18 protein-coding genes are annotated in these 21,077 nt (G+C 48.4%); 12 read left to right on the top strand and 6 right to left on the bottom strand.

Annotated features, from left to right (window positions below; genetic code table 11):
- Window positions 1–102: 102 nt before the first annotated feature.
- The gene (locus tag HQ49_RS01475; RefSeq protein WP_018965103.1) at window positions 103–1,230 is read right to left on the bottom strand and encodes a hypothetical protein; all 1,128 of its coding nucleotides are present in this window, start codon (window positions 1,228–1,230) and stop codon (window positions 103–105) included.
- 90 nt (window positions 1,231–1,320) lie between these two features.
- Between HQ49_RS01475 and HQ49_RS01470 the strand changes: the two genes are divergently transcribed.
- The 11 genes from HQ49_RS01470 to HQ49_RS01420 all read left to right on the top strand — a co-directional run bounded on the left by HQ49_RS01470 (window position 1,321) and on the right by HQ49_RS01420 (window position 13,096).
- Window positions 1,321–2,985: a nucleoside kinase gene (locus HQ49_RS01470; protein WP_080745521.1), complete on the top strand. Its 1,665-nt coding sequence runs from the start codon at window positions 1,321–1,323 to the stop codon at window positions 2,983–2,985.
- 1,085 nt (window positions 2,986–4,070) lie between these two features.
- Window positions 4,071–4,889, top strand: a complete 819-nt coding sequence (gene kdsA, locus HQ49_RS01460) for a 3-deoxy-8-phosphooctulonate synthase (RefSeq protein WP_039418035.1) — start codon at window positions 4,071–4,073, stop codon at window positions 4,887–4,889.
- Window positions 4,890–4,961: 72 nt separating this feature from the next.
- Window positions 4,962–5,087: a hypothetical protein gene (locus HQ49_RS12380; protein ID WP_262498669.1), complete on the top strand. Its 126-nt coding sequence runs from the start codon at window positions 4,962–4,964 to the stop codon at window positions 5,085–5,087.
- A 50-nt stretch (window positions 5,088–5,137) separates the two neighbouring features.
- The gene (locus tag HQ49_RS01455; RefSeq protein ID WP_039418034.1) at window positions 5,138–6,565 is read left to right on the top strand and encodes an aspartate ammonia-lyase; all 1,428 of its coding nucleotides are present in this window, start codon (window positions 5,138–5,140) and stop codon (window positions 6,563–6,565) included.
- A 146-nt stretch (window positions 6,566–6,711) separates the two neighbouring features.
- Window positions 6,712–7,620, top strand: a complete 909-nt coding sequence (locus HQ49_RS01450; protein ID WP_039418033.1) for a Ppx/GppA phosphatase family protein — start codon at window positions 6,712–6,714, stop codon at window positions 7,618–7,620.
- Complete coding sequence (locus HQ49_RS01445) at window positions 7,617–8,648, top strand: phosphatase PAP2 family protein (protein ID WP_039418031.1); 1,032 nt, start codon at window positions 7,617–7,619, stop codon at window positions 8,646–8,648. The genes HQ49_RS01450 and HQ49_RS01445 overlap by 4 nt, the downstream gene beginning before the upstream one ends.
- A gap of 217 nt (window positions 8,649–8,865) precedes the next feature.
- On the top strand, window positions 8,866–10,017 hold the full coding sequence (locus tag HQ49_RS01440) for a choice-of-anchor J domain-containing protein (protein WP_080745520.1): 1,152 nt from the start codon (window positions 8,866–8,868) through the stop codon (window positions 10,015–10,017).
- 238 nt (window positions 10,018–10,255) lie between these two features.
- Window positions 10,256–11,215 (top strand): ROK family protein, encoded by a 960-nt coding sequence (locus HQ49_RS01435; RefSeq protein ID WP_018965110.1) that lies wholly within the window; start codon window positions 10,256–10,258, stop codon window positions 11,213–11,215.
- Entirely contained in the window at window positions 11,200–11,751 is a 552-nt protein-coding gene (locus tag HQ49_RS01430) for an NUDIX domain-containing protein (RefSeq protein WP_039418027.1), read from the top strand. Before HQ49_RS01435 ends, HQ49_RS01430 begins: the two co-directional genes overlap by 16 nt.
- Window positions 11,751–12,662 (top strand): bile acid:sodium symporter family protein, encoded by a 912-nt coding sequence (locus HQ49_RS01425; RefSeq protein WP_046200998.1) that lies wholly within the window; start codon window positions 11,751–11,753, stop codon window positions 12,660–12,662. Before HQ49_RS01430 ends, HQ49_RS01425 begins: the two co-directional genes overlap by 1 nt.
- Window positions 12,659–13,096: a DUF695 domain-containing protein gene (locus HQ49_RS01420; protein WP_039418024.1), complete on the top strand. Its 438-nt coding sequence runs from the start codon at window positions 12,659–12,661 to the stop codon at window positions 13,094–13,096. Before HQ49_RS01425 ends, HQ49_RS01420 begins: the two co-directional genes overlap by 4 nt.
- A gap of 309 nt (window positions 13,097–13,405) precedes the next feature.
- Here HQ49_RS01420 and HQ49_RS01415 read toward each other — a convergent pair whose 3' ends face one another.
- From HQ49_RS01415 to HQ49_RS12480, 3 genes are all read right to left on the bottom strand, one after another.
- Complete coding sequence (locus tag HQ49_RS01415) at window positions 13,406–16,231, bottom strand: M16 family metallopeptidase (RefSeq protein WP_039418023.1); 2,826 nt, start codon at window positions 16,229–16,231, stop codon at window positions 13,406–13,408.
- Window positions 16,232–16,381: 150 nt separating this feature from the next.
- On the bottom strand, window positions 16,382–17,110 hold the full coding sequence (locus HQ49_RS01410; RefSeq protein WP_039418022.1) for a nitroreductase family protein: 729 nt from the start codon (window positions 17,108–17,110) through the stop codon (window positions 16,382–16,384).
- A gap of 342 nt (window positions 17,111–17,452) precedes the next feature.
- Window positions 17,453–17,512, bottom strand: a complete 60-nt coding sequence (locus HQ49_RS12480; RefSeq protein ID WP_235317537.1) for a DUF1661 domain-containing protein — start codon at window positions 17,510–17,512, stop codon at window positions 17,453–17,455.
- On the opposite strand from HQ49_RS12480, the gene HQ49_RS11095 reads away from it, so the two are divergent.
- Entirely contained in the window at window positions 17,499–17,573 is a 75-nt protein-coding gene (locus HQ49_RS11095; RefSeq protein WP_152566925.1) for a DUF1661 domain-containing protein, read from the top strand. The genes HQ49_RS12480 and HQ49_RS11095 overlap by 14 nt on opposite strands.
- Window positions 17,574–17,827: 254 nt before the next feature.
- Here HQ49_RS11095 and php1 read toward each other — a convergent pair whose 3' ends face one another.
- Together php1 and ptk1 are read right to left on the bottom strand one after the other, a co-directional pair.
- Window positions 17,828–18,586 carry a polysaccharide biosynthesis protein-tyrosine phosphatase Php1 gene (gene php1, locus HQ49_RS01400; RefSeq protein ID WP_052073409.1) on the bottom strand — a complete coding sequence of 253 codons (759 nt, stop codon included), beginning with the start codon at window positions 18,584–18,586 and terminating at the stop codon, window positions 17,828–17,830.
- Window positions 18,587–18,594: 8 nt separating this feature from the next.
- The gene (ptk1, locus tag HQ49_RS01395) at window positions 18,595–21,063 is read right to left on the bottom strand and encodes a polysaccharide biosynthesis tyrosine autokinase Ptk1 (protein WP_039418019.1); all 2,469 of its coding nucleotides are present in this window, start codon (window positions 21,061–21,063) and stop codon (window positions 18,595–18,597) included.
- Window positions 21,064–21,077 lie beyond the last annotated feature (14 nt).

Below are 21,077 nucleotides of genomic sequence, written 5' to 3'. Positions count from 1 at the left end.
TTATAAAAACGAAAAAGCAGCCAAAAAGTTCATTTCCTTTCCGGCCGCTTCCTCAAAAAATACTGCCATCGGCAACTGCCGACACCATATCAGCCTGTGTTTTCAGAGCCGTTTGATAAATGCCCGACGCGTTTTGTGGTGTTTACGTTCGAAGTAGTTCCACTGCATTTGTACGGCCATATTGGTTTCCAATTCGGGATTGCTCTCTGCATACTCCACTCCGTTCTTTTGGAAGATCGGGATCATATCATCGAAGATAAGGGCATTCACACCTTTGTTTTGATACTCCGGCAGTACGCCGATCAGGTAGAGATCGACCACACGAGGTCTACCCTTGAGAGCTTTGAGCAGATGGACGAATCCGAAAGGCCAGAGACTTCCTTTCGCTTTCTTGAGTGCTCGGCTGAGATTGGGCATGGTGATGGAGAAAGCAATCACTTCGTCGTCTTCTTCACGGACGATCACCGTCACGAAGTCGAGCCGCACCATCGGGATATAGATATTGACATAGTAGTCTATTTGAGCTTCGGACAATTCGGAGAAGCCGTAAAGCTGACTATAAGCCTTATTGAGGGTGCGGAATATGCGGTGGGCATAGGGCATGACCTCTTTGCGTGTCCGGAATTTGAGTGTCTTGAGTCCGTACTTTTGGCGTACGATCTCGGAAATGCGACGGTGCTTTTCCGGAATTTCCGATGGTACGAAGATCTTATACTCCTTCCAATCCTGATCTTTGATGAATCCCAGACGCTCAAGCTGTTTGGGGTAATAAGCGTAGTTGTAAATGGTAGCCATCGTACCCAGCTGGTCAAAGCCTTCGATAAGCATCCCTTGGTGGTCCATATCAGTGAATCCCATTGGCCCTTGCAGCATATCCATTCCCTTGGAGCGCGCCCACTCGGATACGGCATGGAAAAGGGCATCTACGACCTCATTGTCGTTGATAAAATCGACGAATCCGAAGCGAGCGTTGTTCTGATTCCAAGTTTCATTCGCACGGTGATTGATCATACCGGCGATGCGTCCCACGATCCGCCCTTCACGATAAGCCAAGAAATAGATGGCTTCGCAGAACTCAAAAGCCGGATTGCGATCTTTGTCCAAGGTCATCATCTCATCATCGATCAGCCCCGGCACGTGGTAGGGATTATTTCTATAGAGATCTATATTGAACTGAACGAATTTCTTCAGTTCGGCTTTGTCCAATACTTCTCTTATTTCTACAGCCATAAAACTTGTGTTTGGTTTACCTAAGTAGTCGAAGGTTACGCCAGATTTCGTACCTTTCACGCACAAATATAACTGAAATAGTTAATCATTATGGATAAAATCCGCATCTACTGTGACAATCTCGATCGCTACGAAGAGTTTCCCCATGGCATATCTTTAGAGCGAGTGGCAGAGCACTTTCAAGACGATTTGGGCTTTCGTCCCTTCAATGCACAAGTCAATCATTGTACCCGAGATCTCGGCTTCAGACTATACGAACCGTCCGATGTCCTGTTCGCCTCTTTTTCGGACGAATCGGGTATGCGGACTTACGTCCGAACGCTCAGCTTCATACTAAGCAAGGCTGTTGCAGACATATTGCCCGGGAGTAAGCTCTTCATCGAGCATTCATTGTCCAACGGCTACTATTGTCAGATCAAGAATGCCCACATCATCACACCCGGAGAGATCGTGCGGATCAAGGAGCGAATGGAGTCGCTTATAGCCGCAGACATACCCTTCCAAGCACATTGCGAGCGCACCGAAGAGGTGGCGGCCATGTTCCGTTCGATGGGTTATCAGGACAAAGCCGATTTGCTGGAGACCAGCGGTATGCCTTATTCGCGTTATTATGATTTGGATGGCTACCCCGATCATTATTATGGTAGCCTCACTCCCTCGACCGGTTATATCGGGCTGTTCGGCTTGGAGCCTTATTTGGACGGAGCCCTTCTGCGTATTCCGAGACGAGACAAGCCGGAGGAGCTGGCACCATTCGTACCCCAACCGATGATGAGGCAGGTATTCGCCGACCACGATCGGCTTTTGGATATTCTGCAAGTGACCCACGTGGGCAGCCTGAACAAGGCTATCGACCGAAACGACATATCCACGATGGTACAAGTGTCGGAAGCTATGCAGGAGAAGCAGATCGCCGCTATAGCTGATGATATAGCACATAAATATAAGGAAGGCGTCAGGGTAGTACTGATATCGGGACCTTCTTCCTCGGGTAAAACCACTTTCTGCAAAAGACTGCAAACGCAGCTCCTGACCAATTATATTCGCCCCTACGGACTTTCGCTTGATGACTATTTCATCAACCGCGAGGATACGCCACGGGATGAATCCGGAGACTATGATTTCGAATCGCTCTACGCATTGGATCTACCTCTTTTCAATAAGGATCTGAAGCAGATGATCGCCGGCGAGGAAGTGAGTCTGCCCACCTATGACTTCACAACCGGCATGAGGGTGTACAAAGGAAATACCATACAGCTGAAAGACGGAGACATCCTAATCCTCGAAGGCATTCATGCACTGAATCCGGAACTGATACCCGGTGTGCCAGAATCAAGTACGTATAAGATCTATGTGAGTGCTCTCACAGCAATAGGATTGGATGCACACAATCGAATCCCCAGTACAGACAACCGACTGATCAGGCGATTGGTGCGTGACTATCGCTATCGCAATTACTCCGGTCTGGATACATTGCGTCGTTGGCAGAGTGTCCGGCGAGGAGAGGAAAAATGGGTATTCCCGTTCCAAGAGAATGCACATGTCATGTTCAATAGTGCTATGCTCTACGAGTTGGCTGTTTTGCGAGCTTATGCGGAGCCGATCTTACAGGCGATCCCTCGTAACGAACCGGAATATGCTGAAGCCCGCAGATTACTACGCTTTTTGAGTAGTTTCCGCATGATACCGGCACGTCTGCTCCCGAACAACTCTCTGATGCGTGAATTCCTCGGAGGAAGCACATTCCACTACTGATGCCGAATCAGGCCCTAATAGCAGGAAACAAACCGAGACTTGGCTAACATTTGAAGACATCGGCTGAGTCATATCTCGGCATATTTTCAGCAAACGAAACGACGTAGTCGGGCTATATAACCGACCTCAATTCATTAAAATACGAACCAAGAGCGAAAGTCATTGGTTCGTATTTTTATTTGTACACCTGATTGAGTATCCGAATCGGACTCATCGGGATGGAGCTTTTTTGCTACTTTTGCAGAGCGATGAAAAAAACCTCATGAATGTATGTCCATATATTGGAGAAAGCTAATTTATCAACGAAAAAACTTTACTCGCAACTCAATGAAAACAGATATGTACTCCGATTCCTATATTACACCTTTGGTCGTAGGTCTATCGTGTCCTGCCTGTATAAGCATATGCCATCGCAGCATGCGGACAAGGGGGGGGTATTCTATGAGGAGTAAGGCCGTATAGTCTTTCGATAGCTCACCTGATACATAAGGCACCCGTCGGATTCAAGGGAAAATCCGACGGGTGCCTCTGTTTTATCCACTCAAGAAAAAGCCTTTGGGGAGTTGCAATTTATATACAAATCATTTTCGATTCATATATTTATTGAAAATCATTTATATACAAAATGAAAACGATTTATATATAAATCGAAAATGATTTGTATATAGATTGTTCATCGAACTAATAAAAAGAGCTCTTCGATCTGAAAAAGGCTGTCATGCGATCCCTTTTCCTTCGAATTCCGATCTCTCAGAAGTGCTTATTTGGAATCATTCCAAACATTTCTTCGTTGTTGAAAACTTTTTTGGCGCATATTTTTCGGTGAATATTCCGTTTTTTTAGTCTCGAAAATGACCCATGCCGAAAGATTTTGCTTTTACCTTATACTCATCTAATAACGAAAGAGAAAACAGGTTGCCGTTCTTCATTCATCCATAGCCGTGACGGTCATTTTTTACTTGTTCTGAGCACTTTTTCCTCTTGATTCTTGGCCGGCCGATCGACGGAATCAGCTACTCTCTATTGATTAAGGAAGGGCTTTTTGTACTTTTGGCTGACAGAAACGATTTATAACTTCCGAAACGATGACGAACTCCAACTCCTTATACGAGAGACTACAGACAGCGGACTCATTCTTTCTGATGGCAGGACCCTGTGCCATAGAGAGCGAAGACATGGCACTGCACATCGCAGAGCGAATAGTAGAGGTGACTTCCCGACTGGGCATCCCCTATATATTCAAGGGATCGTACCGCAAGGCCAACCGCTCGCGTATAGATTCCTTCACTGGCATAGGCGACGAAAAGGCTCTTCGCATTCTCGGCAAGGTAGGCCGGGAGTTCGGTGTTCCGACGGTGACGGACATACATGAGACACACGAAGCGGCTATGGCCGCCGAGTACGTGGACGTACTCCAGATACCGGCTTTCCTCTGCCGACAGACGGATCTGATCGTGGCGGCTGCCCGCACAGGGCGAATCGTCAATGTGAAGAAAGGACAGTTCCTGTCCGGCGAAGCCATGGCTTTCGTGGCAAGAAAGTGCCTGGACAGCGGCAACAGCCAAGTGATTCTGACCGAGCGCGGCAATACCTTCGGCTATACGGATTTGGTGGTGGACTACCGGAATATTCCCACGATGCGTTCGCTGGGCTTTCCCGTGGTAATGGATGTGACCCACTCGCTCCAGCAACCCAATCAGGGTAGTGGCGTGACGGGGGGGAAACCCGAGCTGATAGAGACCATCGCGAAGGCTGCCATAGCCGTAGGTGCGGACGGTCTCTTCATCGAGACTCACCCTGATCCTGCCTCGGCCAAAAGCGATGGAGCCAACATGCTCCGACTGGACCTGCTCGAAGGGCTGCTCACGAGGTTGATGCGCATACGGGCAGCAATCAGGGATTGAGCCTGCAAGCAGCCGTCTTATCGGCCGATCACACACATATTAGGAAGGTGCTGTCGGGAGCCAAAAAGAAATATGATCGAGAAGGAAACGAGGCTTATTCGCTCTTCCTTAGAGATCCCGACATTATATCCCCAACCGGTGAACTCCCCTTTCCATAGCGAGAGTCGCAGCATCCCTCTCTTGGCTGTACATAAATAACTTGTATCTTTGTGCAACTATAAAAAAGAATCAAATACTATTCCCCTTTTATGGAATTAAAAAAGACTACACGTATCGAAAGCGATCTTATCGGAGAACGCGAGATACCCGGCCATATTCTATATGGCGTACAGACGCTGCGTGGTATAGAAAACTTCCCTATCAGCAATTTTCATCTGAACGATTATCCCCTGTTTATCAATGGCTTGGCCATGACGAAATGGGCGGCTGCAGTGGCCAATCATCGCCTCGGTCTGCTGACCGATGCCCAGAAAGACGGCATCGTGAAAGCCTGCAAGGAAATTCTCGAAGGCAAGCACCACGAGCATTTCCCCGTGGATATGATCCAAGGTGGTGCAGGAACGACCACGAATATGAATGCCAACGAGGTGATTTGCAACCGTGCCTTGCAGATCATGGGACACGAGGCAGGCGAGTTTGCCCACCTCTCGCCCAATGATCACGTGAACTGCTCGCAGAGTACCAACGATGCTTATCCGACAGCTATCCACCTCGGCCTTTACGCTACATATCTGAAGTTCCGCCCCCATCTTCTGGATCTCATCGAGTCGCTGCGTGTCAAGAGTCGCGAATTTGCCCATGTACTCAAGATGGGACGTACTCAGCTCGAAGATGCTGTGCCCATGTCTCTGGGACAGACGTTCGGCGGATTTGCTTCCATCTTGCAGGATGAAATCAAAAATCTCGACTTTGCTGCCGAAGAGTTCCTGACCGTGAACATGGGTGCTACGGCTATCGGCACGGGTATCTGCGCTCAGCCGAACTATGCCGAATACTGCATAGAGGCCCTTCGCGAAGTCACCGGCTGGGACATTCGTCTCAGTGCCGATCTGGTGGGAGCTACGAGCGATACTTCCGTGATGGTAGGATATTCGTCTGCTTTGCGCCGTATCTGCGTGAAGGTGAACAAGATTTGCAACGACCTGCGTCTCCTTGCCAGTGGTCCTCGCTGCGGTCTGCACGAATTCAATCTGCCCGCCATGCAGCCGGGATCGTCCATCATGCCGGGTAAGGTGAATCCTGTGATTCCGGAAGTAATGAATCAGATCTGCTACAAGGTGATGGGCAACGACCTGACCGTAACGATGGCAGGCGATGCAGCCCAAATGGAGCTGAACGCTATGGAGCCTGTGATGGCACAGTGCTGCTTCGAAAGCTCGGATCTGCTCATGAACGGATTCGATACGCTGCGTACGCTCTGTATCGATGGCATCACGGCCAACGAGGACGAATGCCGCGGGTATATCCGCAACAGCATCGGTATCGTGACGGCTCTGAATCCGATCATCGGCTACAAGAATTCGACCAAGATCGCCAAGGAAGCGATGGAAACGGGACGCGGCGTTTACGACCTCGTCTTGGAGCACGACATCCTGTCGAAAGAGGATCTGGATACGATACTCTCACCGGAGAATATGATCAAGCCGGTCAAGCTCGACATCAAACCGCGTCGCTGACCCCTTTAGCGAAATATGAAACGGGGCTGTGCGAGGAGGAGAGACTCCTGTTCGCGCAGCCCTTTTCGTTTGACTTTATACCATGCGGAGAGATGGATGTGGGAATGAACGCTAACGACTATCTTTGCCCGACTAAGCATTAAGGAATGGAAAAGGTACATTATGCCGCCATAGACGTCGGCTCGAATGCCGTGCGCCTGCTGATCAAATGTGTCAATAGCGAAGGGATGGATGAACCTCTCAGCAAGGTGCTGATCATGCGAGTCCCCATCCGTCTGGGCGAAGACTCTTTTACCAAAGGATACATAGGAGAGGAAAAGGTAGACAACATGGTACGGCTCATGCGGGCATACAATGAGATGATGCAGATATACCGGGTAAAGGACTATCGTGCCTGTGCCACCTCCGCCATGAGAGACGCATCGAATGCCGAAGCCGTGATTGCACAGATCCGAGAGAAGACGGGTATCCATATAGACATCATCGATGGGGATGAGGAGGCCCGCCTCGTCTCGGACAATCATATCGAACAGATTATTTCCGACGGAGGCAATTACATCTATCTGGACGTCGGTGGAGGTAGTACCGAGCTTACGCTTTTCTCCGACACTCATGTCAAGCATTCGCAGTCGTTCGACATCGGTACGGTACGTCTGCTCAACGAAAAGGTTCGCCCCCATGTCCGGGAAGCATTCCGCTCGGAACTCATGGCCATTGCAAAAGAATATACCGACATTACGATCATCGGTACGGGAGGCAATATCAATCGCCTTGTCCGTCTGAGCGGATCGGATAGGGGTTCTTCTCGCTATAGCATCATGCCGGTAGAAGCACTGCACAAGACATACGACCTGCTCAAGCCTATTTCCACAGAAGAACGAATGGTGCGCTTCCACCTCAAACCCGACCGTGCGGATGTAATCATCCCGGCAGCCGAGATTTTCCTTGAGGTGGCGGACATTACCGAAGCTAAAACCATCATTGCTCCTATCGTAGGATTGGCAGATGGTATCATCGAAGACCTCTATACACGCCACCAGTCTCGACCCTCATGAAACGACAGCAGAAACAGCGGAGGAAAGCAGGGACAATCTCTGCCACCGTAGGGCAAGCCTATGCCAATCGGCTACTGATCCTCACAGAGGTATTGGCTTTGCTTTACGTCATCATCACGGGGATCATCCTCCTTATCATGCGCCCCACCATGCCCGATGCCGACACACTGCTTCTCAATCGGGCGGAAATACTTGTAGGAACAAGCATATTCGCACTGCTCTATTATCGCTCTCCTTCTCGATTCACTTGGGCACTGCGTATCATCTTTCAGCTAATGCTGCTCAGCTATTGGTATCCGGAGACCTTTCTCTTCAATCAGCACTTCGACAATCTGGATCATATCTTCGCCCGGGCCGAACAGATCGTTTGCTTCAGTCAGCCGGCTATTTGGTTCAGCCGGCTATTCCCTCACTGGATAATAAGCGAAGTCCTCCACTTCGGCTACTTCATCTATTATGCACTTATCGTCGGAGTCATTCTCTTCTACTATATCTCCAATTACAGGCAGGCCGAACGTGTGGCTTTCGTGCTGTTCGGCTCTTTTTATGTCTACTATCTGATCTATACCCTCCTGCCGGTAGCCGGGCCACAATTCTACTTCCCCGCCATCGGCTGGGATAGCGTAGCGGCAGGGCGATTTCCACCCATCGGTCAGTACTTTGCCACACACCCGGAGCTGCAAGAGATGGAGGTGGCGCATCAGGGACTGTTCTATCGTCTGGTCAATATGTCGCAGCAAATGGGCGAACGCCCCACTGCGGCTTTTCCCAGTAGTCATGTGGGCATCACGACGGTGATCTTCGCATTCTTCCACCGAAGCAGCAGGAAATTATTCTGGTACCTCCTGCCCATCGGTATTTGCCTGACACTGGCGACCGTCTATATACAGGCACATTATTTCATCGATGTATTGGCCGGATTGGCCACGGGATTTTTGTTCTATTACGGAGGCAATAAGCTCTATTCGTGGATCGACATCAAGATAAGTGGCAGATGGAGTCGTAACCATCAAGCAGGAAGCGTGTAATTCCCGATAGTTCACAATGGCAAAAACAAGGGAGGAACCTGTCTACAGCGTACAGATAATTCTCCCTGTCGCCTGCGACTACCGGAATGTGCAGAATCCGTAATCTTACATCGATTTTGCCGAAAAGATTTTTTTATCTATATTCACGCAATTCTTCGATTCCCCTTGGTTTCGGGGGAGCATCAGTCACATAATCACTATATAATATGCAATAGTCATGAAACGATTACTTCCATTTCTCGTTATGCTGGTACTGCCTCTGTCTCTACTTGCACAAGGCCTGACCCGAGCAGAAGCACTCGCCCGAGTGAAAAACATTTATGGGGAGCAATGCTCAACCTTTGATTTCGCTGTCAAAGAGGATGTCATCCCACCTCAGACTTTTGACCAATCGGAACAGTCATCCCCCGTTCAAAATCTGACATACGAGATTGACGGTGATCAATTGACCCTCAAATGGGAAGCTTCGGAAACTAACGGGGAGATCCTACTCGTGAAAGAAGATTTTACAGAGTACGATCCTGTTTCTCTGCTACCCACCGGGTGGACAGCCATAGATGCTGACGAGGACGGGAATGGTTGGCGTGCGGGAGGCAATAGTTATCTGTACGACGGATTGCATGTTGCCATTTCGTTCTCATCATGGAATGGACTCGCCGATCTTAATCCCGACAACTACCTGATTACGCCCGAGGTCTCGGGAGCAAACCGGATTACCTATTTGGTCACACCGGGCGATTATAATTGGCCGGATCACTATGGTGTCTTCATCTCTAAAGCGGGAACATCGGCAGCGGACTTTGTCCACCTCTTCGACGAAACGCTTATTGCTCCAAGCTCAAAGGGTGTTATGAAAGATGGACGTTGGTATCAATTCCAGGAGCGCGAACTAATTCTGCCGGAAGGGACCAAATACGTAGCATTCCGTCATTACGATTCGTCGGAAATGTTCGCCGTGGTAGTAACGCAAGTCCGGGTCTATGGAAAGGCTTCCCCGTGTTACAACATCTACAAAGACGGCTCACTGCTTCAAGCCAATGTTGAGGGAACGAGTTTTACGACACCTCTTCCGGCCCAAACGAGCGAATACTGCGTCCGCGCAGTCGTTGATGGCGTCGAAAGCGATCCTGCGTGCGTGACCGTGGAGATGACAGCCCTCGCTGTGCCGGATGCACAGACGATAGAGATCAGTGGAGAAGAGGGGCGGATCAGAATAGCGACTTCTCAGCCTGAGACGATGCGCTTATTCGACTTGCAGGGACGCATGTTGCTGACCGGAAAAGTAGCGGGCGAAACAACGATCGCGATCGCTGCCGGCCTATACGTTGTGCAGGTAGGAGGCATTAGGCAAAAAATAAGCGTCCGCTAAAAGCGCCCCCCCAAGAAAGGGAGCCACAACGTCAGGAGCTATCCTTACGTTGCGGCTTCTGCTTTTGTTGGAGGAGGTGGATCGTTTCCTTGTCCGAAGGATCGACTTGTGCGATGGATGTCGTCCCAAATGCACTTATCGTCGAAATCCGCAACAACAGTTTGTGGACATAACAGACAGAAAAACAAATATCTTTGTGGAAATCGCTAAAAGTAGAACATCAAAACACGCTGTTTCAATGGAAAAGCCTTATGTATTAGGAGTGGATGTGGGCGGTACCAACACCGTATTCGGAGTGGTAGACGCTCGTGGCAATTTGGTTATAAGTTCGTCCATCAAGACCGGAGCGCACAACGATCTGAACGATTATATCAAAGATCTGACTGCCGGTATCAATCAGTTGATTGAACAGGTAGGAGGGAAAGAGAAAATAAAGGGTATCGGTGTAGGTGCTCCCAATGGAAACTATTATACCGGATCGATCGAGTTTGCGCCCAATTTGCCTTGGAAGCAGACCAAAATACCCTTTGCCCAAATGCTGACCGATTCATTGGGTATCCCCACGACACTAACTAATGATGCCAATGCAGCGGCAATCGGCGAGATGACCTACGGTGCTGCACGCGGGATGAAAGACTTCATCGTTATCACGCTCGGCACGGGAGTAGGAAGCGGTATTGTGGTCAATGGTACCCTTGTATATGGCCACGACGGCTTTGCCGGTGAGCTGGGGCATATGATCGTTCGCCGCAATGGCCGCATGTGCGGCTGTGGCAGACAAGGCTGTCTGGAGACTTATACATCGGCGACGGGAGTGGCCCGTACGGCTCGCGAATATTTGGATATCCGATCGGACAAGAGTTTGCTCCGGAACATTCAGCCCGATCTGATCACTTCGAAAGATGTATACGATGCGGCTATCAGTGGCGATGGCCTTGCACAGGAGATATTCGAGACCACGGGGGCTATCCTTGGAGAGGCTTTTGCAGACTTCGTCACTTTCTCCAGTCCGGAAGCGATCATCCTCTTCGGTGGCCTGACCAAAGCAGGCGATCTCTTGATGAATCCGATCCGCCACCACATGGAAAAGAATGTGCTGAATATCTACCGAGGGAAGACCAAGCTGCTCTTCTCTCAGCTCAAAGAGAGCGATGCCGCTGTGCTCGGAGCAAGTGCTTTGGGATGGGAGGCCAAATAAACGCTGAGCATCCGCTCGCACCCTTCAGATACTGTCCGCGCTGCGGATACGATGGTTTTGTGGAGAGAAACTCGAAAGCCAAATCGTGTCCGCAGTGCGGATTGGTTTATTATGCCAATCCTTCCGCTGCGACAGCTTGCTTCATCACCGATAGCGCGGGCAAACTATTGGCCGTGCGCCGAGCCAAAGATCCGGCCAAAGGCACACTCGATTTGCCCGGCGGCTTTATGGATATGGACGAAACAGCGGAAGAGGGTATCATCAGAGAGATCCGTGAGGAGACGGGAATAGAAGTCGATGCAGTATCTTATCTCTTCTCGCTTCCCAATATCTATCCCTACGGAGGGATGCGTGTCCATACGGCCGATTTGTTTTTTGCAGCTCAAGTTTCTGATTTTTCCTCAGCCATCGCGAACGACGATGCAGCCGAATTGGTGCTATTGGCTCCGGAGGATATAAACCCCGAAGACTTCGGATTGGAATCCATTCGTCGGGCTATGGGGCTATGGTTAGCTCACAAAAAGAATCGAGACTAATGAAGACACTGAAGAATCTGGCACTACCCATCGCCATGGCCTTGGGCGTATTGGCATGGCCTCTGCTGTCGCCACTGGCTTTTCTGATACCCTACATGATCTTTCTGATGCTGTTCTTTACTTTCTTGAAGATCTCCCCTCGGGATATGCACTTCTCCCGATTGCATCTGCTATTAGCCCTTATACAAATTACGCTCGCTATAGGAGGATTTTTCGCTTTTAGGTTGCTCGATCCCATCGTGGCAGAAGGCGTTATGATCTGTTTTATCTGTCCTGCTGCCACGGCTTCGTCTGTCATCATCGGAATGCTCGGAGGCAATATCGCCTTCGGTGCTACGTATGTGCTACTGACCCACATGGGAGTAGCGGTATTGGGGCCTTTGCTGTTTTCTTCGCTGAGTACGGCACATGCCGATATGCCGTTTTGGTCTTCCGTCATCCATATTCTTTGGGGAGTCTTGCCTCTGGTGGTGGTTCCTCTATTGGCCGCTTGGATCATTCGTTTTACGGCCCCTCGGACACATGCCCGGCTCCTGCGCATTCCCCAAATAGCTTTTTGGCTGTGGGTCGTCTCGCTGGCTATCATCATGTCCAAAACGACAGGCTATGTGATGGAACAAGGCTCCGACAGCATCCGTTTGGAGCTGCTGTTGGCATTAGGCGGTCTGCTAAGCTGTTTGCTGCAGTTCGGATTGGGCAAGTGGCTGAGCAAACGATATTTGAACGAAAGTGTGACGGCCGGTCAGGCTTTGGGACAGAAAAACACGTCACTTGCCATTTGGATGTCGCTCACCTACCTGAATCCTATAGCTTCTATCGCTCCTGCAAGCTATGTGGTATGGCAAAATTCAATCAATTCCATCCAAATCTGGCTATACGATAAACGAAAGAATAAAATCGACCGACAATGAAACTAACAGACCAATGGTTTACCTCCATCAGTGAAGATGAGAAGGGCAACCTTGTATTCGTCAATGGGCGCTTGGAGCTTGACGAATTCCGACTAAGCGGCAAGCTGAAAATCCGAATCGAGATACGCTGGCCTTATGAAGCCGACGAGCAAGGTCTGCCTACGGAATCGGCAGGCAAACAGATCGAAGAGATCGAGCAAATCGTTCGCAAGGCTATGGAAAAGGATAAGCTGGCCATCATGACCGGTAATTATACCGGAGGCGGAACGAAGTATTGGGTCTATTATGCCCGTACGGAACGAGTATTCGGCGAACGGCTCAATGAGGTGTTGGCTCCTTACGAGAGACTTCCGCTGAAGATAGAATGCGAAATCGATGCCGACTGGGAAGAGTATCTCGATATGCTCTCGATGAAAGATGAAAATTCGATATAGCCATTATGCCCCGTCCCTGTGCCGACCGGAGCTATTCTTGGATCCTTTAGAGCTTCTGTCCGAAACTACTATTAGATTTCGCCGAAACTACTATTAGATTACCTCAAAACTACTAGTAGATTCTTGCGCCACTAATATTTGGTTTGGAGGCACTGAAAAATAAGTCTTCACAAAGTCTGCTTGAAGTGACGTTCTTATCTCTATTTTTTTGGCCTTATTCCTCGGCTGAAAACACACAGAGGGCGCATCGGTAAGACGCGCCCTCTGCTTTTTAGTCACCCTTATTTTCAGGGTGTCGTTTATGTTTGCTTATTGAGCCTTTGCAGCAGGAGCCATCATGACAACAACCCGATTGTTCTGCTTCAAGATGTCTGCCGCAAACTTTTGCAATTCAGCAGGAGTAAGACTGTTCAGTACAGATTCGTAGTCTGTGATGAAGTCATTTCCTTCGAAGAAAGACGATTTCATGGCTTCGAGCCAGAAACGGTTCTCGCGCAGACTCTCTTTGTGCTGCTTGTTCAGGTTTTCGATAGTCTTCTTGAAGTACTCCACATTGGGGCCCTCTTTGGCAAGCTTCTCCAACTCAGCAAATACGATAGCATTCATTTCCTCGGCACGAGTAGGATCCGTGGGGAAATAGATCTGCATCAGAGCCTTGGGTTGAGGATATTGCTCGACACTACCGAATGCCGCCACACTGTATGCACCGCCTTCCTTCTCGCGAACGGTAGCCGTGTACACCTGATCCATTACAGCTGAGAAAACCTCCATCAGGAGACTGTTCTTGAGCGTGTATTCCACATTGCCGGACACGACATCGAATATAGTAGTCGAAGGAGTATCCATTTCTTTGTTGAACTTGCAGTCGATCTTTCCGGAACGGGCAGCGGGTACCTGAGCCTTGTGCATCTTATCGCCACGCTTGAGATTGGGCAATGAAGCAAGATAAGTTTCGATGAAAGGCTTCATCTTGGCTTCATCCAGATTGCCGATAAAAAAGAACGTGAAGTCGCCGGCGTCAGCGAATCGCTCTTTGTAGAAAGCCATTACCTGATCGTAATTCACTTTCTGCACGTCAGCAGCCTTCAGGGTTTTCATGAGCATATTATCACCATACATAGTATGACGGATAGAGTCCATAAGCGCAGCCATCGGATTGGCTTCCTGGTTTTTCAGGTTGTTGTACAGCTTCTCCTGTGTAGCCTTGAATGCTTCGGGATCCTTACGGTTAGCAGTCATTTGGAGATAGATCAACTGGAAGAAAGTTTCCATGTCTTCTACAGTCGTTTTACCTGAAAGGCCTTCGGTAAGCAGAGATAAAGAGGGAGATACGGAAGCAGAGCGACCTGTCAGCACCTTATCCAGCTCGATCGCATTGAAGTTGCCCAAGCCACCCACGTTCATGAACGAACTCATCACAGATTGGTTGGGAGCATTCTTTCCGGAGAGGATACCACCGGGGCTGACAGCACTCATCAGGATCTCGTTCGATTTGAAATCGGTCTTCTTGAGATAAACCTTGATGCCATTGCTGAGCGTAAGCTCTGTAGCACCGAACTTCTGGTCTTTCTTCTCGGAAACGATCTTTCCGGCTTTAGGAGCTTTCTCCATCAGTTTTTGGTCGGAAACTTCGTCTTTCTTGGCTTCTACTTTTTGCTGGCGAGCAGCTTTGAATGCTGTGAGGAAGTCTGCTTCGCTCGGGATCTTGGCTTCAGCCTTTGATGGCCCCGTGAGCGTAACGACTGCATTCTTCACGGGATCGATCATCTGAGCGATAGCCTGATTGAATGCTTCCACAGGAACCTGAGGAGCAAAAGCGTTCACCGTCTGATATTCCACCTCGATACCGGGGATATAGCCACCATCGGTGAAGTAAGTGGAGTATTCGTTGGCATAAGCATTGTTTTTGCGCTTCTCTCTCTCGTTGTATTGGTTTTCGTATTTCTTCAATACGTTCGTGCGTGCACGATCGTATTCGCCCTTGGTGATACCAAACTGACGAAGTCTTTCGATCTCTGCTACCAATGCGTTCATCGCTTTCTCCGCTTCACCCTCACGAACCGTGGCAACAAAATTGAATGCGTCTTTAGTCTGGGTAATGTACATGTAGTTGGAGAAGAAAGCAGCGGCACTGAGGAAAGGAGCGTTAGGCTTGTGAGTGATCTCGGCCAGACGCTCGTTCACGGCTGTAGTAATCACCTGCTTCATGTAGTCCTCGACGAGACCGAATACCGAACCACGTACTTCCTGAGGAGTGGGGTCGGCCTTGAAGCTGATAGAGAGCTGCGTGGTAGTAGCCTCGGCGTCGGTAGCAATGGCTACGATAGGCTCATCGTTGTCCTCTACGGTCGTATAGATACGCTCTGCGGGATTCACGGGAGCAGGAACGTCCTTGAAGAGTTCTTTGATCTTGTTCTCCACATAGTCCACATCGATATCTCCCACGATCACCAGACCTTGCAGGTCGGGACGATACCATTTCTTATAATAGTTGCGCAGCTCATCGTGCTTGAAGTTGAGCACAACGTCCATCAGACCGATGGGCATGCGTTCTGCATATTTATTGCCCGGCAGAGCTTTGGCAAGGATAGCTTCGAACATACGGAGCTGAGCATTGCGGCGAGCACGCCATTCTTCGTGGATCACACCGCGCTCTTCATCGATCTCATGCCCGTCGAGGGTAATATTGTTACTCCAATCATGTAGGATAAGCAAGCAGGAGTCGATGATTCCCTGACGTGTAGTCGGCACATCCATGATCGTGTATTCCGTCTTGTCAAATCCGGTAGAAGCATTCAGGTTCTGGCCAAAACGTACACCGATCGTTTCGAGATAGTTGATCAAGTTCTTGCCGGGGAAATTCTTCGTACCGTTGAAAGCCATGTGCTCCAAGAAGTGAGCCAAACCGGACTGGCTGTCTTCTTCAAGAATAGAACCCACTTTCTGTGCGATAAAGAAATCGGCACGATCTTTCGGGTTCTCGTTGTGACGGATGAAATAGGTCAATCCGTTGTCCAACTTACCGACACGAACAGCCGGATCAGTAGGGAGTGGCTGAGCCTGTTGGGCTGAAAGCTTCATCGGGATGAATGCCACAAGCAGAAGGCCAAGTGATAAAAATCTTTTCAATTCCATAAGTATTCTTAGGTTACTTGTTTGGTTGTTAAGTAATTCCGGCCAAAAGTACGGTTTTTTCGTTGAATCAGCCTCCTGTCAGTTTGGCAAGATAGACAGGAGACAGGAGCTGAGACAAGCCGAATTAGCCGGACGGATCGGCCAAACAGATCAGTCCACACGGCGGTAGGTCTCTTCGAAAGGAATCCGAAAACGTTCGCCCCAAATGCCTTCGGGCGTTCTGATACCGCATGAAACGATCATATTGATCTGAGCAGCACGCGGCAGTCCTAGTATTCTCTTCACACGGAGGCTGTCGAAGCCCTCCATCGGGCAGGTGTCATAGCTGGTCTCTGCCATGGCCAGCATAAAGGTCTGTGCAGCCAATGCGCAGCTCTTGTGCATCACCGTACGCATGTCTCCCTCGGATACTTGTCGCGGTACCGGTTTGGACAATCCGATCACCTGTACCAAAATCTTGCGCAGGCTTCCCAGCAAACCGAAGCAACGACCATATAAAAATGGTATCAGTTTCCGATAATAGGACTCCAGCCGTTTGATTCGCTTAGACTGCTTTTCCTCCGGACTGTTATGCTCCACATTACCACGCTCAAAGGAGAGTACCGCCTCGGCATGCCTCTTTACCAAGTCGGGGCGAACCACAAAAACCACCATCTGCGGAGCTGAGGTAGCTGCTTTCTGTTCGAGACAGGCTTGACCGAGTAGTTTCAGCTTTTGGGGGTTGACTACATGGTAGGCCTCCCACAGCTGCATATTGGAGCTGGTAGGAGCCAGAGTGGCTAGTCGGATACACTCTTTGACCCGATCCGCATCTATCGGTTTTTGACTGTCATAATGACGCACGGAGCGTCTGTACTGCAATATATCTTGAAGATTCATCGTCTGTTTTTTATGAAGTGTCACTTTTTTACATAGTTGACGTATAAGCCCTGTAGAGAAGACATCTGATGTGTGTCTTTTTGCTTATCCAAGTATATGCTTATCGCCTGTAATTCAATAACTATGCACTTAGCCTCTTGGTTCGAGAAACAAAATGAAACATATGCTTTCCGGTAGAAATAATCTCAACCGAAATCAAGATTCAAGTCCGTACCCCAAAAGTTGAATCTTCGCCCCTGCCGTCTCTTATTAGTATAGGCCGGAGTGTAAACTGATAATGGGCCTTAGAAGAGACACTGTAGTTTTAATCACGAACTAGACCTCTTCGAGTGTCAACTTTTTTCAGTACACGTCAGCCCTAAAAAAGTGGCGCGTCAACTTTTTCGTTTTGGCTCGAGAAATAAAAAATTCCTGCGCCTTAACGAAAAAAATCTCAAGCCACATTTTCCGAGTCATGAATTGATGAACTTTCCAGACGTAAATGATCTGAAGGGCCGGGAGTCTTATCGAGCTGATGAATCGTTTAGGCCTAAGATGCCCCGCATGGATCATGAATTGTAATGCGTAACCTTTGATTGATACCCGGATAATGAAGAGGCTGTCTGATGAAATGTGTGCTCTTCTCATGGCCTTTTCAAGAGCTACAAGAAATAAAAAATATAGGCTGACTCCAGAAGTCGGAATCAGCCCATATTTTTCATTCCTACACAAATGCTTTTATCGAACAGCAACGGAAGACAACAATCGAGCGTTATTTTCGACCAAATACTTGATTTTTCCCTCCATATCCCGAAGCAAAGAAGCTTTGGAGAGTAATCGGACTATAGGTTGCGGGTGGTGTATGTCCGTCCCTATGAGATCGTAATAGCCGGCCTCAAGCAGTGCATAGGCTTTCTCTGACACAAATGAACTGTATGCCCCGAACAGGGAAAAAAGGTTCAGTTGGAACAACACTCCTTGCTTTTTGATCATCACGTAATCCTTCTCCTCCATGTACACATAACGTTCGGGATGGGCCAACACGGGAGAAAGGCCTTTGAGTCGCAAATCTGCAAGTAACCCCATCAATCCCATGGGGGGGGCCATATAGGAGGTTTCGACCAAAATGTGCCGATCCCCCAACGTCAGGAGTGGTTCTGCCAACCGATCAGGAAAAGTGGCATCCAACATATACTCTGCAGCAAGTCGCAGGCGTGAAGCCTTATCAGTAGATGTTGCGGCAAGAAGGTCTTCGAAGCGTGCACGAAGGAAGAGAGCATCATTCGACGGATACTCTTCCATAATATGGGGAGTGAGTATATGCCGCTTGACGCCTATCTCTTCCAGTAAATCGATTATAGAGAGGGTCTCTTCGATAGATTTTGATCCGTCGTCCACTGCAGGCAGCAGATGACAGTGCATATCTATCATCTCGTCGAACCATCCCTGTTCAAAGGGATTGACTTGCTTCGTTTTCCTCCTAAAAATAGAAAACACCCCTTCTTTTAGTTCTTCTTCATCGGGCTCTTAAACTTCATCTTCCTTTTTGAAGCAGAGTGGCGATGATGTTTCCTTTCCTGTTTGTCATAGGCTTCATAGCCATAGCCATAGTTATAGCCGTAAGTATATCGGTCGCTTGAGCTTGAGTAGGTGACGCCGTTCAAAACGAGACACAAATTCGCAAACTTGTTTTCAACATACAAACGTTCTATTTCAGGTAAATAGCGCCTGTCTAAAAGTCCTTGACGTATGACGTAGATGGTCAGATCCGCAACTCTATTGGTAATCATGGCATCAGCTACGGCCATAGCAGGAACTGAATCCAAGAAAACATAATCGTAACGACGATTAAGCTCATCTATCAGATACTCCAAACGATCCGATAGCAAGAGTTCAGAAGGATTCGGTGGGACAGGACCGGCCAGAATTACATCTAAATTCTCGCTATGAGGCGAATGTGTAATTAGCCTGTCGATCGAAACGCTCTCGTTGTATAAGAAATCCGTGACACCGGTATTGTTCTGAGTCAATCGGTTGGAGAGGGATCCTTTTCTGATATCCAAATCCACTACTATGACTTTTTTGCCCGTAAGTGCTAGCGAAATAGCCAGATTCATAGTCACAAAAGATTTCCCCGAGCCAGGATTGGCAGAGGTGAACATCACGGTCTTGAGTTTGCTTGATTTTACACGCATAAACTCCATATTGGAACGCAGTATTCTGAAAGCTTCACTCGAGGAGTCTCTACTACCGGAACTAACCACCACATCCAAGTCTTCTTCGTTTCGGTGCCCTAGATAGGCAGGTATTTCGCCCAAGAATGGGATAGACAATCCTTCGAGGTCTTTACGCCCACGCACACCCTTATTCAATTGCATTTTGGCGTAGATATAGACAGATGGGAAAATCAATCCAAGCAGGAAGGCTGCAAAAAAGACAATCGGCTTACGAGGAGAGATGGGTTCCAAAGAACCATCAGCAGAATCAACGGTCTTTGCATTGCTCTCTGTTATAGCCAAACGAAGAGCATTCTCCTCACACTTGTTCAGCAGATACAAATACAGTTCTTCCTTGATTTTCTGCTGACGCAGGATCGTGGACATGATCTTTTCCTGAGTAGGTACAGCGCTGATCTGCTCTTTGGTTCGAGACATTTCTTTGTTGACCTCTCGGAGTTGTAAGTTCAAGGTCTTAATATAATTGTCGACAGCTGCATTGATCGATTTTCGCATCGCTACGAGCTGCATACCTACCTCTTGTACCGCAGGACTATTTTCACTTGAACTTTGTTTCAATCTTTCATATTTGAGCTTAAGTTCGTTGTACAGCGTTATACTATTGTCAATTCCTCTTTCCGTCAAGCCCAAATTGGCCGGCATGAGTTCATTATCGGTGCTGGTTTGTCTCAAGAATGACTGGATGTACTTGGCCAAAGAAAGGTTTCGCTCTACGATAAGCTGATCTTTCTGTAAGTCGGCACTGCTCTTGAGATATGCACCTACATCGGTGGAGATGTCCGTGATGTTATTCCTTTTCTTAAACGTTTCGATCTCCGTATCTACCGAACCAAGTTCTCCACCGATCATTGCCAAACGCTCATCGATAAAAGACGCGGTACTGATAGCGACACTCTTCTTATCGTTCATGACATCATCATTATATGAAGCGATAAGAGCATCGATAAAATTCTTTGCACGGTCCAAGTCTTCGTTTTTCAATGACAAATTGACTATCGTAGCCTTCTTGTCGGCCAAAGACACCTGCAGATTCTGATTATAGCGCTCTGCGACCTTACGAGTATTTTCTTTCTTTACATATAGAACCTCTCCCTTCCATGAATCTGCAAAGAAGAGTGTGGTATCCAATTTTAGTTCTCCAACAGGAGTCGCAATCGGCTTCCCAAAAGAACCGTCTATTTTAATATCGCCTATTCCATTGCGCTCTTTCTGCTCAAAATGGGTCAGCTCAAAAGAACGCGCATCTTTGATCCGAATCCTAAAGGAGTAGCTTTCGGTAGAATCCCTGTCAGTAATCTGTATACTTACGGGACTGTTGCCATACAATGATTCATTGCGCCAAAAGCCCTGTTTGGATATGGATACATCTAAGTCGAGCTTATCGACGACAACAGCAGTCAGACGCTTGGATTTGAGTAGTAGAATCTCGTTCTCTACTTCCGAATTCCCCGTCATTAAGCCAAGTTCCTGAAACTGCTGCAGGCCGCTTGTCGCACCGCTTTTCTCCGCACTTTTAATCAGTACGGTAGCCTGTGCGTGATAGATCGGGGACTGGCGTTGGATATAAATATAGGCGATGAGCAAACAAGCCAATACACTCGCTACGATCCATCTCCAAGATGCAAGGAGACCAAGAAAAAACTCTTCTAAAGAAAAGATTGTGGAGTCTTCCGTATCGGAAATATAGGATCTGCCTTGCTGGGTAAATGTGTTTTGAGGGTCTTCGTTCAAGTTCATTCTAATTCTCGGTT

The organism is Porphyromonas gulae (assembly GCF_000765945.1).
Classification (GTDB): domain Bacteria; phylum Bacteroidota; class Bacteroidia; order Bacteroidales; family Porphyromonadaceae; genus Porphyromonas; species Porphyromonas gulae.
The sequence above is the reverse complement of the archived record's forward strand: the minus strand, read 5'-3'. Positions and strand labels throughout refer to the sequence as shown.

Excerpts from the sequence above, each read along its gene's own strand:
- HQ49_RS01475 (WP_018965103.1), bottom strand. The coding sequence starts at position 1,230 with ATGGCTGTAGAAATAAGAGAAGTATTGGACAAAGCCGAACTGAAGAAA.
- HQ49_RS01470 (WP_080745521.1), top strand. The coding sequence starts at position 1,321 with ATGGATAAAATCCGCATCTACTGTGACAATCTCGATCGCTACGAAGAG.
- kdsA (WP_039418035.1), top strand. The coding sequence starts at position 4,071 with ATGACGAACTCCAACTCCTTATACGAGAGACTACAGACAGCGGACTCA.
- HQ49_RS12380 (WP_262498669.1), top strand. The coding sequence starts at position 4,962 with ATGATCGAGAAGGAAACGAGGCTTATTCGCTCTTCCTTAGAGATCCCG.
- HQ49_RS01455 (WP_039418034.1), top strand. The coding sequence starts at position 5,138 with ATGGAATTAAAAAAGACTACACGTATCGAAAGCGATCTTATCGGAGAA.
- HQ49_RS01450 (WP_039418033.1), top strand. The coding sequence starts at position 6,712 with ATGGAAAAGGTACATTATGCCGCCATAGACGTCGGCTCGAATGCCGTG.
- HQ49_RS01445 (WP_039418031.1), top strand. The coding sequence starts at position 7,617 with ATGAAACGACAGCAGAAACAGCGGAGGAAAGCAGGGACAATCTCTGCC.
- HQ49_RS01440 (WP_080745520.1), top strand. The coding sequence starts at position 8,866 with ATGAAACGATTACTTCCATTTCTCGTTATGCTGGTACTGCCTCTGTCT.
- HQ49_RS01435 (WP_018965110.1), top strand. The coding sequence starts at position 10,256 with ATGGAAAAGCCTTATGTATTAGGAGTGGATGTGGGCGGTACCAACACC.
- HQ49_RS01430 (WP_039418027.1), top strand. The coding sequence starts at position 11,200 with ATGGGAGGCCAAATAAACGCTGAGCATCCGCTCGCACCCTTCAGATAC.
- HQ49_RS01425 (WP_046200998.1), top strand. The coding sequence starts at position 11,751 with ATGAAGACACTGAAGAATCTGGCACTACCCATCGCCATGGCCTTGGGC.
- HQ49_RS01420 (WP_039418024.1), top strand. The coding sequence starts at position 12,659 with ATGAAACTAACAGACCAATGGTTTACCTCCATCAGTGAAGATGAGAAG.
- HQ49_RS01415 (WP_039418023.1), bottom strand. The coding sequence starts at position 16,231 with ATGGAATTGAAAAGATTTTTATCACTTGGCCTTCTGCTTGTGGCATTC.
- HQ49_RS01410 (WP_039418022.1), bottom strand. The coding sequence starts at position 17,110 with ATGAATCTTCAAGATATATTGCAGTACAGACGCTCCGTGCGTCATTAT.
- ptk1 (WP_039418019.1), bottom strand. The coding sequence starts at position 21,063 with ATGAACTTGAACGAAGACCCTCAAAACACATTTACCCAGCAAGGCAGA.